The organism is Streptomyces sp. NPDC054813 (genome assembly GCF_053611365.1).
In genome coordinates this window covers 218,723-231,890 of sequence record NZ_JBSHAF010000006.1, presented here as the reverse complement: position 1 = coordinate 231,890, position 13,168 = coordinate 218,723, and the positions used below count along the sequence as shown (strand labels likewise).

The 13,168-nt window shown below is 70.6% G+C and carries 14 protein-coding genes; 7 read left to right on the top strand and 7 right to left on the bottom strand.

Annotated features, from left to right (window positions below):
* Nucleotides 1-135 precede the first annotated feature (135 nt).
* On the bottom strand, nt 136-939 hold the full coding sequence (chcB, locus tag ACWGJB_RS14290) for a 2-cyclohexenylcarbonyl CoA isomerase (protein WP_453380448.1): 804 nt from the start codon (nt 937-939) through the stop codon (nt 136-138).
* A gap of 379 nt (nt 940-1,318) precedes the next feature.
* Between chcB and ACWGJB_RS14285 the strand changes: the two genes are divergently transcribed.
* On the top strand, nt 1,319-1,486 hold the full coding sequence (locus tag ACWGJB_RS14285) for a DUF3117 domain-containing protein (protein WP_004950282.1): 168 nt from the start codon (nt 1,319-1,321) through the stop codon (nt 1,484-1,486).
* Between the two features lie 87 nt (nt 1,487-1,573).
* On the opposite strand, the gene ACWGJB_RS14280 is transcribed toward ACWGJB_RS14285, so the two are convergent.
* Entirely contained in the window at nt 1,574-2,272 is a 699-nt protein-coding gene (locus ACWGJB_RS14280) for an O-methyltransferase (protein ID WP_351745689.1), read from the bottom strand.
* A 235-nt stretch (nt 2,273-2,507) separates the two neighbouring features.
* Here ACWGJB_RS14280 and sigE point away from each other — a divergent pair, with 235 nt between their 5' ends.
* The 4 genes from sigE to ACWGJB_RS14260 all read left to right on the top strand — a co-directional run bounded on the left by sigE (nt 2,508) and on the right by ACWGJB_RS14260 (nt 6,175).
* Nucleotides 2,508-3,224 carry an RNA polymerase sigma factor SigE gene (gene sigE, locus ACWGJB_RS14275; protein ID WP_453380447.1) on the top strand — a complete coding sequence of 239 codons (717 nt, stop codon included), beginning with the start codon at nt 2,508-2,510 and terminating at the stop codon, nt 3,222-3,224.
* Entirely contained in the window at nt 3,221-4,177 is a 957-nt protein-coding gene (locus tag ACWGJB_RS14270) for an anti-sigma factor family protein (RefSeq protein WP_453380446.1), read from the top strand. The genes sigE and ACWGJB_RS14270 overlap by 4 nt, the downstream gene beginning before the upstream one ends.
* Nucleotides 4,178-4,836: 659 nt before the next feature.
* Nucleotides 4,837-5,277, top strand: a complete 441-nt coding sequence (locus ACWGJB_RS14265) for a sec-independent translocase (protein ID WP_453380445.1) — start codon at nt 4,837-4,839, stop codon at nt 5,275-5,277.
* A 226-nt stretch (nt 5,278-5,503) separates the two neighbouring features.
* Nucleotides 5,504-6,175, top strand: a complete 672-nt coding sequence (locus tag ACWGJB_RS14260; RefSeq protein WP_453380444.1) for a hypothetical protein — start codon at nt 5,504-5,506, stop codon at nt 6,173-6,175.
* Between the two features lie 170 nt (nt 6,176-6,345).
* Here ACWGJB_RS14260 and ACWGJB_RS14255 read toward each other — a convergent pair whose 3' ends face one another.
* The 3 genes from ACWGJB_RS14255 to ACWGJB_RS14245 are packed head-to-tail and all read right to left on the bottom strand — an operon-like array spanning nt 6,346 to nt 9,395.
* On the bottom strand, nt 6,346-7,479 hold the full coding sequence (locus tag ACWGJB_RS14255; RefSeq protein WP_453380443.1) for an Mrp/NBP35 family ATP-binding protein: 1,134 nt from the start codon (nt 7,477-7,479) through the stop codon (nt 6,346-6,348).
* Nucleotides 7,480-7,522: 43 nt separating this feature from the next.
* Nucleotides 7,523-8,110 carry a DUF1003 domain-containing protein gene (locus ACWGJB_RS14250; RefSeq protein WP_453380442.1) on the bottom strand — a complete coding sequence of 196 codons (588 nt, stop codon included), beginning with the start codon at nt 8,108-8,110 and terminating at the stop codon, nt 7,523-7,525.
* A complete protein-coding gene (locus ACWGJB_RS14245) occupies nt 8,100-9,395 on the bottom strand; it encodes a magnesium transporter MgtE N-terminal domain-containing protein (protein WP_453380441.1) in 1,296 nt (431 codons plus the stop codon). The genes ACWGJB_RS14250 and ACWGJB_RS14245 overlap by 11 nt, the downstream gene beginning before the upstream one ends.
* 199 nt (nt 9,396-9,594) lie before the next feature.
* On the opposite strand from ACWGJB_RS14245, the gene ACWGJB_RS14240 reads away from it, so the two are divergent.
* On the top strand, nt 9,595-10,326 hold the full coding sequence (locus tag ACWGJB_RS14240; RefSeq protein WP_453380440.1) for a hypothetical protein: 732 nt from the start codon (nt 9,595-9,597) through the stop codon (nt 10,324-10,326).
* A 77-nt stretch (nt 10,327-10,403) separates the two neighbouring features.
* Here ACWGJB_RS14240 and ACWGJB_RS14235 read toward each other — a convergent pair whose 3' ends face one another.
* Together ACWGJB_RS14235 and ACWGJB_RS14230 are read right to left on the bottom strand one after the other, a co-directional pair.
* Entirely contained in the window at nt 10,404-10,916 is a 513-nt protein-coding gene (locus ACWGJB_RS14235; protein WP_453380439.1) for a hypothetical protein, read from the bottom strand.
* A gap of 10 nt (nt 10,917-10,926) precedes the next feature.
* Entirely contained in the window at nt 10,927-12,057 is a 1,131-nt protein-coding gene (locus ACWGJB_RS14230) for a magnesium and cobalt transport protein CorA (RefSeq protein WP_453380438.1), read from the bottom strand.
* A 486-nt stretch (nt 12,058-12,543) separates the two neighbouring features.
* Between ACWGJB_RS14230 and ACWGJB_RS14225 the strand changes: the two genes are divergently transcribed.
* Entirely contained in the window at nt 12,544-13,140 is a 597-nt protein-coding gene (locus ACWGJB_RS14225; protein WP_453380437.1) for a suppressor of fused domain protein, read from the top strand.
* Nucleotides 13,141-13,168 lie beyond the last annotated feature (28 nt).

The window sequence follows — 13,168 nt, the reverse complement described above, 5'->3', positions numbered from 1 at the left end:
CGCGTGCCACCCCCGTAGGTCGCCGGGGGGGGGGTCAGCGAACACGTTGCTACCGGGGGGGGGGCTGGCGCCCCGGGGGGGGCCCCGGGGAACTGCGCGACCAGCCACATCACACCCGCAGTTCCCCACGGCGGGTCACCGCCCCAGATACTTCGGCTTCTCCTTGTTCACAAACGCCTGCACGGCAATTCCGTGGTCCTCCGAAGCACCAGCCCGGGCCTGCAGCTCGTCCTCCTTGTCCAGCGTCTCGTCGAGGGAGTGCGTGAGCCCGTAGGCGACGGCCTCCTTCAGCGCCGCGTACGCCACAGTCGGTCCTTCGGCCAATTTCCGGGCGACCTTCTCGGCCTCGTCCCGCAGCTCGGCCGAGGGCACCACCTTGTTCGCGATGCCCAGCTCGTACGCGTCCTGCGCGCTGATGCTCCGGGGAAAGAGCAGCAGGTCGGCGGCGCGCCCCGGCCCCACGACCCGCGGCAGCGTCCAGGACACCCCGGAGTCCGCGGTCAGCGCGACCCCCGCGAACGACGTGTTGAAGGCGGCCGTGTCGGCGACCACGCGGTAGTCCGCGGCCAGCGCGAACCCGAGACCGGCGCCGGCGGCGACACCGTTCACCCCGGCCACCACCGGCTTCGGCGCCCCGGCCAGCGCCCGCACGATCGGGTTGTAGTGCTCCCGGACCGTCGTCATCGTCTGCCCCGAACCCGTCTCCCGGTCCGACGCGAGCAGCGTGATGTGTTCCTTGAGGTCCTGGCCCACGCAGAACGCCCGGTCCCCGGCGGCCGTCAGCAGGATCGCCCGGACGGCCGTGTCGGCCGCCGCCTCCTGCGCGACCTCCCGAAGCGCGACCTTCGTCGCGATGTTCAGCGCGTTCATCGCCTCGGGGCGGTTCAGCGTGATCGTCGCGAGTCCGTCGCTCACCTCGTAGAGCACGGTGTCGGTCATGGTGCGTCCCCTCCGTCGTCTCCGTCGTCGCGGCTGACGTACCGCTCGGTACGTCTGCGTCCGAAGGACAGCATGGCGGAGATCGCCGTTCGAGGACCGGACCCGTCGTGTGACCTGCGTCAAAGAAAACCGGAGCCTACTCGGTCGGCGTAAGGACGCGGGGCGGCGCAGTATCGCAGTCACATCGCCGAATTGGGTGGTTTTGCTCGCGCGCGTTGCTCAAGCGATGCCGACTGATGTTGGTCATCGGGTCCTGAGATGCGGGATAATGGCTTGGAAGCAATGTGTTCGATGCCGGTGCCGCGTGTCCCGCCAGGATCACGCGTGCCCTCGTGGGCCGTCGGCAGACGATGAGCTGTTTTCAGGAAGGGGAACCAGCATGGCGGCCATGAAGCCGCGGACGGGTGATGGCCCGCTCGAGGTGACCAAGGAGGGGCGGGGCATCGTCATGCGCGTTCCGCTCGAAGGCGGCGGTCGGCTCGTCGTCGAGCTGACCCCTGACGAGGCCGCGGCGCTTGCCGACGCCCTCAAGAACGTCGTCGTCTGAGGCGTCAGCGACCACACCCTTTCGGCCGCCCCGGCACTGTATGCGGTGCCGGGGCGCTGCCGTACCCCCGGTCCTTCCCCGGCGGGGTCAGCGCTTGACGGCGCAGAGCAGTCCGTCGCCCACCGGCAGCAGTGACGGCACCAGCTCCGGGCTCTCCCGGACCGTGCGCAGCAGCTCGCGCAGCCGCAGCACCTCGGTCGGCTGCGGCCCGGAGTCGACCGTGCGGCCGTTGGCGAAGACGCCCTCGAAGACCACCAGGCCGCCCGGGCGCAGCAGGCGCAACGATTCAGCGAGATAGTCGGAGTACTCCTGCCGGTCTCCGTCGCAGAACACCAGGTCGTAACCGGCGTCCGCGAGACGCGGAAGTACGTCGAGGGCGCGGCCCGGGATGAAGCGGGCCCGGTTGCTGGCGAAGCCGCAGGCACGAAAGGCCTGCCGGGCGAACTGCTGGTGCTCCGGCTCGGGGTCGACGGTCGTCAGGACACCGTCCGCGCGCATGCCGTGCAGCAGATGCATCCCGGACACCCCGCACCCGGTACCGATCTCGGCGACCGCCTTGGCGTCCACGGAGGCGGCGAGCAGACGCAGGGCGGCACCCGTGCCGGGCGACACCGAGCGCAGCCCTGCGTCGCGGGCCCGGTCACGGGCCCACCGCAGCGCTTCGTCCTCGGCGACAAAGGCGTCGGCGAACGCCCAGCTCGTCTGCCGGTTGCCGGTAATGACCCTCTCCTGTCCCCGTGGTTGCCTGGGCGTGACTGTATCCGTTGGTGCCGGGAACCCGCAGATGGGACCAGGCGTTTAGAGGGGTGGAAGACAGGGCGGGGGGACACGAATGGATCACGATGACGAGACGGCGGTCGAGCAACCGCTGATGCGGTCGGATGAGCCGTACCAGCAGAGATCAAATTCTCGTAAAACCGCTTATCCGGTGCTAACGGGCGAGGTGGCTATGGTAGGGGCTCCACTGGACACCACCAGAGCCGACAGGGGAGGTGCGGCCGCACCCGGGGATCGGGGAGGAGTGCTACGGCGCTTCCTCGGATCGGCGGGCAGGCCGAAATCCGTGAACGACACCGCTGCTGACCCCAGCCACGCCGACGTGCTCGCCGTGGGCGAGGACCGGACCGCGACCTTCTCCACCGACGCGGACGGGCAGGCATGGACTCCGCCCACGTGGGAGGAGATCGTCAGCACGCACAGCGGCCGCGTCTACCGCCTGGCCTACCGCCTCACCGGCAACCAGCACGACGCCGAGGACCTCACGCAGGAGGTCTTCGTCCGCGTCTTCCGCTCTCTGTCGACCTACTCGCCGGGCACCTTCGAGGGCTGGCTGCACCGCATCACGACCAACCTGTTCCTCGACATGGTCCGGCGCAAGCAGCGCATCCGCTTCGACGCCCTCGGCGAGGACGCGGCCGAGCGCCTGCCCAGCCGCGAGCCCACTCCGTCCCAGGCCTTCAACGACGCGCACTTCGACGCCGACGTGCAGCAGGCCCTGGACACCCTCGCGCCCGAGTTCCGCGCCGCCGTCGTCCTGTGCGACATCGAGGGCCTGTCGTACGAGGAGATCGCCGCGACCCTCGGCGTCAAGCTCGGCACGGTCCGCTCCCGGATCCACCGCGGCCGTTCCCAGCTGCGCAAGGCCCTCGCGCACCGCTCCCCGGAAGCCCGCAAGGCCGAGCGCCGCTCCTTCGTGCCCCGTGTTCCCGCACTGGGAGGAGGGGGCGCGTCCGCGTGAGTGGTTCACGACCGAAACCCGCCGAGCGACAGCTCGCCGAGCAGCACCTGGGAGACCGACTCTCCGCCCTGGTGGACGGAGAGCTCGGCCATGAGTCGCGTGATCGTGTCCTGGCCCACCTGGCGACCTGTGCCAGGTGCAAGGCGGAGGCCGACGCCCAGCGCGCGCTGAAGAACGTCTTCGCGGAGGCCGCCCCGCCCCCGCCCTCCGAGAGTTTCCTGGCCCGCCTCCAGGGGCTGCCCGGGGGTGGCGACACCGACGGTTCGCCGTTCGGCGGGGGAGATCCCTCGGGACGCCGGTCCGACAGCGGGGTCTTCGGCGTGCGCCAGGAGGACCGCTTCGAGTTCGGCTACGTCCCGGCCCACCCGCACGACTCGGCCGTGGCCGCCGACCGGGGCTTCCGTATCCACCCCGTCGGCCGCCCGGACGCCGACCGCTCCGCCTCGCGCGGCATGCGGTTCGCGTTCGTCGCCGCCGGCGCGGTCTCGCTGGCCGCCGTCGCCCTCGGCGGGGTCACCGCCGGCCTGCCCGGCTCCCCGGCCGCCGACACCCGCAGCGGCACGGGCGGCGGCAGCGTCGCCCCGGCGGGTACGGCGGGCGCGGGCACCGCGGGCGCCGCCGACGCGCAGCGCCGCCGCTCGCTCTCCCCGCTGCTGTCCTCCGGCACCCTGCTCGGCAGCGCCACGACCGCGGCCCCCACCTCGGTCTCCGCGCCGCTGCTGCCCGGGGTGCCCTCCCCGGCCGCCGGCGAGAAGGCGCTGCGTGAGCTGACCGCACCGGTGCTGGCCGGCGCGGCCGCCGTCTCCCCGCTGATACGGCCGCTGACCGCCAACCCGCCGTTCGCCCTCACCTCGTGGACCAGTACGCCCGAGGCGACCGGCGCCGCACTGCTCGCCGCACCCGTCCCCGACACGACCTCCGCTCCCTCCCCGTCCTCCCGCGCGGCCCGCTGACCACCTGCTGGACGGCCCTGCGCGGTGACCCGCGAACCTGGTCGAATCCTGTGAGCTGACCATGCCCGTGGCGGCTGCCCCGGGCACGGATTCGACCTTCCTCGGCCCACCTCGGAGCGCGGGCCGAGGTTCGCCCGCGAGGAGACCATGGACGAGGGGATGCCGAAGTCACCGGAGCCTCGGGACGCTGTGGAGCCTGAGGAGGTCCAGGGGGCTCGGGAGGCCTCCGAGGCCGATGCCGAGGGTGACTTCGCGCTGGAGCCGCCCGCCCCGGCCGCCGACCGCCCCCAAGAGCCCCAGCAGCCCCGGCACGCCCCCGACCCCTACAGCACCCCGCCCTACGGCCGCCCGGGCCCGTGGGCCCCCGCTCCGCCCGTGCAGCACCCGCCGTCGCTCGCCGTACGGCAGGCGCCGAGAAACACCTCTCGCTGGTCCTCGGTTCGGCGGACAGGAACTGACAGAAACGTCACAGCCGGGACCGCACGCGTGCCCCGACTAGGCAAACAACCCGGAAAACCGGTCGTACACACGCGGTCGGACACCTCGGGACGGTACCGGTCGGACAGGTACGCCGGGTACCGTGGACCCGGCCCGGACCACGGAACACCCGCAACAGCGACCGGAGGGCCGAGGACCGAGGACATCGCAAGGAGCTTCAGGTGTTCAATGACATAGGACCACTCGAGCTGGTGACCATCGTCGTGCTCGCCGTGCTCGTCTTCGGTCCGGACAAGCTCCCGAAGGTCATCCAGGACGTGATGCGGACCATCCGCAAGATCCGGGAGTTCTCGGAGAGCGCCAAGGCGGACATCCGAGAGGAACTCGGTCCGGAGTTCAAGGACTTCGAGTTCGAGGACCTCAACCCCAAGAATTTCGTCCGCAAGCACCTGGACACCGACGAGCTGGGGCTGAAGGAGATCCGCAACGGCTTCGACCTGAAGAAGGAGATGGCCGAGGTCACGGACGCGGTGCACAGCCGCGAGACCGATTCCTCCCCTTCCACGGGTACGGGCTCCGCGGGTGGCCGGATCGACATGACCAAGAAGCCCGAGGACCCCGGCAAGGACGACCGTCCGCCGTTCGACGCGGACGCCACCTGAGCCGTACCGGACACTCTGGCGTGAGCGGCGTACGTGACGCGTTTCATACCGCGTGTGCGCCGCTCACGGCTTGATCCCGCCGCCCGCGCGACCCACGCGCCGGGCGGTTTCGCTGCTGGTCCCAGCGGTGTGGATATGCTGCCGAGTTGTTGTGCGGACCGGACGAGTGCGCCCGAAGGGGGGCGGGCCGCCCCGGACCGACGAGAGCTAGGAGGCGTCCGGGCAGATGGAGACGACAAGTCGGGTGGGCGAACATTCGCCGGTCGCGGAGAACGGACAGCAGGTCCCCTCCGCCCGTCGCACGGTCAACGGCTACCTGGAGGCACCCTTCCCGTGGTACGGCCTCGACGAGGCGTTCACAGGGCCGCGCTGGCTGATGCAGGTGGGTACGGCGGCCGACGGTGCGGTGGAGCACGGGTCGATCGGGCACGGCGACGAGCCGTCGGTGCGGAACGAGCACCTGGCCGCGTCCGTCGGTGAGCCGAGGGAGAAGTTCGCGGTGGTCGTGACCGTCGCGGCGAATCCGTCCCGGCGGAGCGCCGACGGGACGGGGCTGCTGGAGGCCACGTCGGTCTCGTCGGCCGCGTGGCTGGCGGGGGTCGGGCTGCTGTCCTTCACCTGGCCGGGGCAGATGGACCACAGCCTGCGGGACGACTGGCTGGAGCAGCAGACCGAGACGGCGTGGGAGCTGGCCGACGAGCTGAGCGGGCCGGAGTGGTCCACGCTCTCGCTGCCGGTGGACGGGGTGGCCACGCCGTTCCACTACCGGGAGTCGGAGTTCGGGTGGGTGCTCGCCGGGTCCACGTCGCAGGGGGTGCATGTGGGGGCGTACGGCAGGGGGATGTCCGCGTACGGGCTGGGGTTCGCGGTGATCAAGGACATTGCCGCGTACGCATGAGAAAAGGGGCGCCGGTGGTTGGTGGCGCCCCTTCGCCGTAGGGGGCTGTGCGGCTGCGGCTGCGGCTGCGGCTGCGGCTTCGACTGCGCTGTGGTTGATCGCGTCCACCCGGCGGAGCCGCACATTGATGCAGCCCCGTGCCCCTGAAGGGGCGCCGGGCCCCGGGTTTCTCAGAACTTGTTGCGCGGGGTGATCCCCAAGGACAGTCCCGAAAGGCCGCGCTGGCGTCCGCCCAGCTTCCCCGCGATGCCCCTCAGGGCCGCGCCCGCCGGGCTGTCGGGGTCGGTCAGGACGACCGGCTTGCCCTCGTCGCCGCCCTCGCGGAGGCGGACGTCGATCGGGATGTTGCCGAGGACCGGGACGTTCGTACCCGTCGTGCGGGTGAGGCCGTCGGCGACCACCTGGCCGCCGCCCGTGCCGAAGACGTCGACCATCTCGCCGCAGTGCGGGCAGGGCAGGCCGGACATGTTCTCGACCACGCCGACGATCTTCTGGTGGGTCTGGACCGCGATGGAGCCGGCCCGCTCGGCGACCTCCGCCGCCGCCTGCTGAGGCGTCGTCACGACGAGGATCTCGGCGTTCGGGACCAGCTGGGCGACCGAGATGGCGATGTCACCCGTGCCGGGGGGGAGGTCGAGGAGGAGGACGTCGAGGTCGCCCCAGTAGACGTCCGCGAGGAACTGCTGGAGGGCGCGGTGCAGCATCGGGCCGCGCCAGACCACCGGGGCGTTGCCCGGGGTGAACATGCCGATCGAGATGACCTTCACGCCGTGCGCCGACGGCGGCATGATCATGTTCTCGACCTGGGTGGGGCGGCCGTCCGCGCCGAGCATGCGGGGGACCGAGTGGCCGTAGATGTCGGCATCGACGACACCGACCTTGAGACCGTCGGCGGCCATCGAGGCGGCGAGGTTGACCGTGACCGAGGACTTGCCGACACCGCCCTTGCCGGAGGCGACCGCGTAGACCCGGGTGAGGTTGCCCGGTTTGGCGAAGGGCACCTCACGCTCGGTCTGGCCGCCGCGCAGCGCGGACGCCAGCTCCTTGCGCTGCTCGTCGCTCATCACGTCCAGGGTGACGTCGACGCGGGTGACACCGTCGACGCGGGAGACCGCCTCGGTGACCCGCTGGGTGATCGTGTCCCGCATGGGGCATCCGGAGACCGTCAGGTACACGGTGACCGCGACCGCGCCGTCCTCCCCGATCTCCACCGATTTGACCATCCCCAGTTCGGTGATGGGTCGGTTGATCTCCGGGTCGTTCACCGTCGCCAGTGCCTCGCGCACCGCGTCTTCGCTAGCCATACACACGATGGTACGGCGACGCGCGGTGCCCCTATAACGCCCCTCACCGGTCGTCTACGTCACGCCTTGCCGACCGTTCTGCCGGGAATACGCCGTGGCCGTCCCGCCGCTCCTCCACGTCCTTGAGCAGGTCCTGCAGCTCGGAACGGATCCAGTCCCGGGTCGCCACCTCGCCCAGGCCCATGCGCAGCGCGGCGATCTCCCGGGTCAGGTACTCGGTGTCGGCGATGGAACGCTCGTTCTGCTTGCGGTCCTGTTCGAGGTTGACCCGGTCGCGGTCGTCCTGTCTGTTCTGCGCGAGCAGGATCAGCGGGGCCGCGTAGGAGGCCTGGAGGGACAGGGCCAGGGTCAGGAAGATGAACGGGTACTCGTCGAAGCGGAACCTGCCGGGCGCCGAGATGTTCCAGAGCACCCAGAGGATGATCACGAACGTCATCCAGACGATGAACCGCCCGGTGCCCAGAAAACGCGCGATGCGCTCGGAGAGCCGGCCGAAGGCCTCCGGGTCCCATTCGGGCAGGAGCCTGCGGCGCGGCGGGCGCGGCTGGTCCAGACGGGGTCCGCGCGGCCGGGTGGCGGCGGTGGCGCCGGACGGGGTCCGCTCCCGGGTGCCCTCACGCTCAGGTGTCACGGCTCCCCACCCCCTTGTCCTGCTCCTCCTCGTCCAGGTCGAACTCGGTCTCCCGCCAGTCCTCGGGCAGCATGTGGTCCAGGACGTCGTCCACGGTCACCACACCCAGCAGCGACCCGGTCTCGTCCACCACGGGCGCCGCGACCATGTCGTACGTGGCGAAGAACCCGGCGATGAGCGGCAGCGTGGCCTCGGGGTCGAGCGGTTGCAGGTCGTCGTCGAGGAGCGAACTGACCAGGGTGTACGGGGGGTCGCGCAGCAGGCGCTGGAAGTGGACGGTGCCCAGGTACTTGCCGGTCGGGGTCTCGTCGGGCGGGCGGCAGACGTAGACCTGGGCGGCGAGGGCCGGGGACAGGTCGGGGTTGCGGACCCTGGCGAGGGCGTCGGCGACGGTGGAGTCGGGCCGCAATACGATCGGCTCGGTCGTCATCAGACCGCCGGCCGTGTGCTCCTCGTACGACATCAGCCGCCGCATCTCGGCCGCGTCCGCCGGCTGCATCAGGCTCAGCAGCCGCTCCTTGTCCTCCTCGGGGAGCTCGGCGAGCAGGTCGGCCGCGTCGTCCGGGTCCATGGCCTCCAGGACGTCCGCCGCCCGCTCCTCCTTCAGCTTGCCGAGGATCTCGATCTGGTCGTCCTCGGGAAGCTCTTCGAGTACGTCGGCCAGGCGGTCGTCGTCCAGCGCGGCGGCCACCTCGGCGCGGCGCTTGGCGGAGAGGTGGTGCAGCACGTTGGCGAGGTCGGCGGGGTGCAGTTGCTCGAAGGTGGCGAGCAGGCTCTCGGCGCCCTGGCCGTGCTCCTCCAGGGAGAAGCCGGTGACCTGCGACCAGTCGACGGTGAGCGACTCGCCCCTGGTCCGCCGGAAGGTGCCCGTGCGGCCCTTGCGGACGAAGACGCGGTCGACCTCCCACTCCCGGCGGGCCTGCCGCTGCTGTGCGCCCAGGTCCAGGACGGTGACCTCCTCGCCGGTCTCGACCAGCTGGACGCGGCGGTCGAGGAGTTCACCGAAGACCAGGCGCTCGGTGGGACGCTGCTCGAAGCGGCGGACGTTGAGCACGCCGGTGCTGATGACCTGGCCGGACTCGATGCTCGTCACCCGGGTCATGGGCAGGAAGATGCGGCGCCGGGTGGAGAGTTCGACGACCAGGCCCAGCAGCCGCGGGGGCTTGCGGCCGACGCGCAGCATGACGACGAGGTCCCTGACGCGTCCCACCTGGTCGCCGTTGGGATCGAAGACGGCGATACCGGCGAGGTGCGAGACGAAGATCCGGGGAGCGCCGGCTGCCATGGGTCCGCTTCCTTTTTCTACCGAAGTACCGCTTGGTGACTTTCCTGTCCTTTTCGCCTGCTCGGTGGGGTTCAGGCTAGCCCGTACCGATCGGATACGCCCTGGTGGGCGGTCCGGACGGACTGGCTCCGCCGGGCGGGTGGGGCACCGGTACGCTGCGGTACGCCGTGCCGGACCCGTCAGAAAGGTGGCCCCGTCCGTGACCGCGATTGCTCCGGGCCGTAGCCGTACTCGCCGCGCCGCACTGGTGACCGCGATGTGCGCGCTGGCCCTCCTCACCGCGTGCAGTGAGGATCCGGACGCGGGCACCAACGGGGTGGGCAAGCTGGCCCCGGACGTCATCCAGTCGAAGACCCGCACGGCGGCGACATCGGTGGCGACGGTCCGGATGGCGGGGACGGTGGTCACGAGCGGGCGTACGTATCAGCTGGACATGCGCCTGAACGCGGACGGCGGGACCGGGTCGGTCACGTCGAAGGGGGCGACCTTCCACCTGCTCCGGGTGGGCCGGACGCTGTATCTGCAGGCCGACGCGGACTTCTGGAACCATGCCGACGGGAGCGACACGAGTGCGGCCGGCGCCCTCGACGGCAAGTACGTGAAGGTTCCGCAGGGCGACCCTTCGTACAAGAAGTTCAGCGGCTTCACGGACAAGGACCTCCTCCTGTCAGGCCTGCTGACCCTGCACGGTTCCCTCTCGACCGACGGCCACCACGAACAGTCGGGCACCCCCACCATTCGCATCGCCGGCGACGGCGGCTCGGGCGGCACGCTGGACGTCTCGCTGAAGGGCAAGCCGTATCCGCTCCGCCTGGAGCGCGCCGGTGGCGCCGGCACCCTCACCTTCACGGACTGGGGCAGGTCCTTCAGCGTCACCGAGCCGAAAAAGGGCGAGACGGTCGACTACGGCAAGCAACTGCCCACGTCGTAGGAGGCACGGAGGCACGGAGGCACTGAGGCACCGCGACGGTGGTGGCCGGCGGGTGCCGGACTCGGCCCGGGGTTGGGCTACTTGGGCTTTCTGCGCCTTGCGAGGAGCTTCGGCAGGCCCGCCGGGATCGGGTGCCGGGTGGTCGCCGGGGACGGCACCGGAGCCTCCGCCAGGCTTCCCGTCGGCAGCGGTGTCGTCGCTCCCGTCGGGCGCAGGCGCAGCACCCGGCACTCCCTCGCCCAGCGGTCCGTCATGGCCTCGCCGTCGGGTGCGTTGAGGCGCTTGCCCTTCAGCTCCGCCACCGCCGCGTCCCACTCGGGGGAGCCGGCGGACAGCTCCGTCACCGTCGCCGTCCAGGTGACCAGTCGGCCGCCCTTGTCCTTGCTGCGGACGGTCACCTCGGCCGACCCCCCGTCGGCCAGCCCGGTCAGCGGCTGCTCGCTCCCGTCACCGACCAGGTACACGCCCCCGTCGGCCCAGGCATGCCACACCGCACGAGCGGCCGGCGCCCCGGCGCCCCGGACCCAGATGAGGCCGGACTTCTTCGTGGCCTCCTCGACGAGGGCCTGGCCGAGCAGCTCGCTTGTCATGGCGCCCAGCCTAGAGCCAGCCGTTGCGCTTCAGGGTGCGGTGGATGCCGAGGCAGATGCAGACCGTGATGCCCATGATCACCGGATAGCCGTACTTCCAGTGCAGCTCCGGCATGTACTTGAAGTTCATGCCGTACACACCGCACACCATCGTCGGTACGGCGATGATCGCGGCCCACGCCGTGATCTTCCGCATGTCCTCGTTCTGCGCCACGGACGCCTGCGCGAGGTTGGCCTGGAGGATGGAGTTGAGGAGTTCGTCGAAGCCGACGACCTGCTCCTGGACGCGGGCGAGATGGTCGGCGACGTCCCGGAAGTACTTCTGGATGTCGGGGTCGACCAGCCGCATCGGGCGCTCACTGAGCAGCTGCATGGGACGCAGCAGCGGCGACACCGCGCGCTTGAACTCCAGTACCTCGCGCTTCAGTTGGTAGATGCGCGCGGAGTCCACACCACGCGAGACCCCGCCCTTGCGGCCGGGCGAGAAGACCTCGGTCTCCACCTCGTCGATGTCGTCCTGCACGGCGTCGGCGACCGCCACATAGCCGTCGACGACATGGTCGGCGATGGCGTGCAGCACCGCCGAGGGGCCCTTGGCGAGCAGCTCGGGGTCGTCCTGGAGCCGGTGCCGCAGCGCCCGTAGCGAGCCCTGCCCGCCGTGCCGGACGGTGATGAAGAAATCCCGGCCGGTGAAGCACATCACCTCGCCGGTCTCCACGACCTCGCTGTTGGCGGTGAGCTGGTCGTGCTCGACGTAGTGGATGGTCTTGAAGACGGTGAAGAGGGAGTCGTCGTAGCGCTCGAGCTTGGGGCGCTGGTGGGCCTGCACGGCGTCCTCCACCGCCAGCGGGTGCAGCCCGAACTCGCCCGCGATACCGGCGAATTCGGCCTCGGTCGGCTCGTGCAGGCCGATCCACACGAACCCGCCGTCCCGGCGCACCTGGCGCATCGCCTCCTGCGGCGTCAGCGGCTTGGGCGTCTCCACGCGCGCGCCGTTGCGGTAGACGGCGCAGTCGACGACGGCCGAGGGCGTACCGGGGTCGCGGGTGGTGTCGTAGGCGCCGGTCTCGGCACGCAGGCTCTTGCGCAGGGAGGGGCGGGTCGGGCGGACCACGGCACGGAGGTCGCGGATCATCGACATGGGCAGGCTCCTTCGCGACAGGCAGCGGAAGACCGCGGCGAACGGGTGGAACTACCCGGAATGGGGACGTCCTGACTGCGGATGTTTGGCACGTCCACAAAGCGGGGAGCACCGCACCGTTGCGGTGGCGACTTCGCTACTGATTCGGATCAGACGAACGGATCCAGACAGATCCGGAACGGACCGGTCAGAGGGATCAGGCAAGCGAAAACAAAGTGCTCTTCCGAACGACAACGCGAACGTGAAGGCGGCAGCCGACCAGTAGACGAAATCAGCGGGCGGAAGAGCGAGTGGTACTGCACGGGTGACTTCGATCCATGACAGCCCCACCTCCTCCAGCCGGTCCCTCGTAAGGGAGTCCTCATGGCGTCGGGGTCTGACCGCGACGCTCTGCGTGCTGCCCCGAACCACCGCGGTCAGAGTAGCAGTAGCCCCCAGTGTCAAGGCGCTGCTTTGCCCGGTACTGACGAGTTCTATGCTCACGACATGGCTGATGTTCTTCCTCTGGTCGAGGCCCGGTTGACCACCGCACTGGGCGAACCGGACGCGCGCGCGGCGGTCACCTTCCTCGGTACGGACCGCATCGAAGTGCTCCGGTTCCAGGAGGATCTCCAGGGCGAGAACGTCCTGCGCTACGCGACGCTCGGCATGTCGGCGAACCCCATGACCGACCCCACCGCGACGCTCGCGGACCCCGTCAAGGGACCCCGCGCCGAACTGGTCCTGTCGGTCCGCGCCGGGCTCGCCGAGACCGACAAGGTGCTCCGTGCGCTGGCCGTCCTGGCCGCGTCTCCGCAGGTGGAGGGCCTGATCGTGGCGCCGGGCGCGTCGCTGGACGTCGGCGAGCCGCTGTGGCCCGGCGCTCCCTTCACCTCGGTCCTGGTCGGTGAGCCGGGCGGTCTCGTCGAGGATCTGGAGCTGGACGAGCCGCTCGATCCCGTACGGTTCCTGCCGCTGCTGCCGATGACCCCGAACGAGGCGGCCTGGAAACGCGTGCACGGCGCGCAGGCCCTTCAGGAACGCTGGCTGGCCAACGGGACGGACCTCCGGGACCCGCACCGCAGGTCCGTCCCGCTGGACTGATGCACGAAGGTGAGCAAGCTCACCAAGC

What these genes read in the sequence shown, in the direction of transcription:
- ACWGJB_RS14245 (WP_453380441.1), bottom strand. Translation starts at nt 9,395, where the DNA reads ATGGCAGCCGGCGCTCCCCGGATCTTCGTCTCGCACCTCGCCGGTATC.
- ACWGJB_RS14235 (WP_453380439.1), bottom strand. Translation starts at nt 10,916, where the DNA reads ATGACAAGCGAGCTGCTCGGCCAGGCCCTCGTCGAGGAGGCCACGAAG.
- ACWGJB_RS14230 (WP_453380438.1), bottom strand. Translation starts at nt 12,057, where the DNA reads ATGTCGATGATCCGCGACCTCCGTGCCGTGGTCCGCCCGACCCGCCCC.
- ACWGJB_RS14255 (WP_453380443.1), bottom strand. Translation starts at nt 7,479, where the DNA reads ATGGCTAGCGAAGACGCGGTGCGCGAGGCACTGGCGACGGTGAACGAC.
- ACWGJB_RS14225 (WP_453380437.1), top strand. Translation starts at nt 12,544, where the DNA reads ATGGCTGATGTTCTTCCTCTGGTCGAGGCCCGGTTGACCACCGCACTG.
- ACWGJB_RS14260 (WP_453380444.1), top strand. Translation starts at nt 5,504, where the DNA reads ATGGAGACGACAAGTCGGGTGGGCGAACATTCGCCGGTCGCGGAGAAC.
- ACWGJB_RS14285 (WP_004950282.1), top strand. Translation starts at nt 1,319, where the DNA reads ATGGCGGCCATGAAGCCGCGGACGGGTGATGGCCCGCTCGAGGTGACC.
- chcB (WP_453380448.1), bottom strand. Translation starts at nt 939, where the DNA reads ATGACCGACACCGTGCTCTACGAGGTGAGCGACGGACTCGCGACGATC.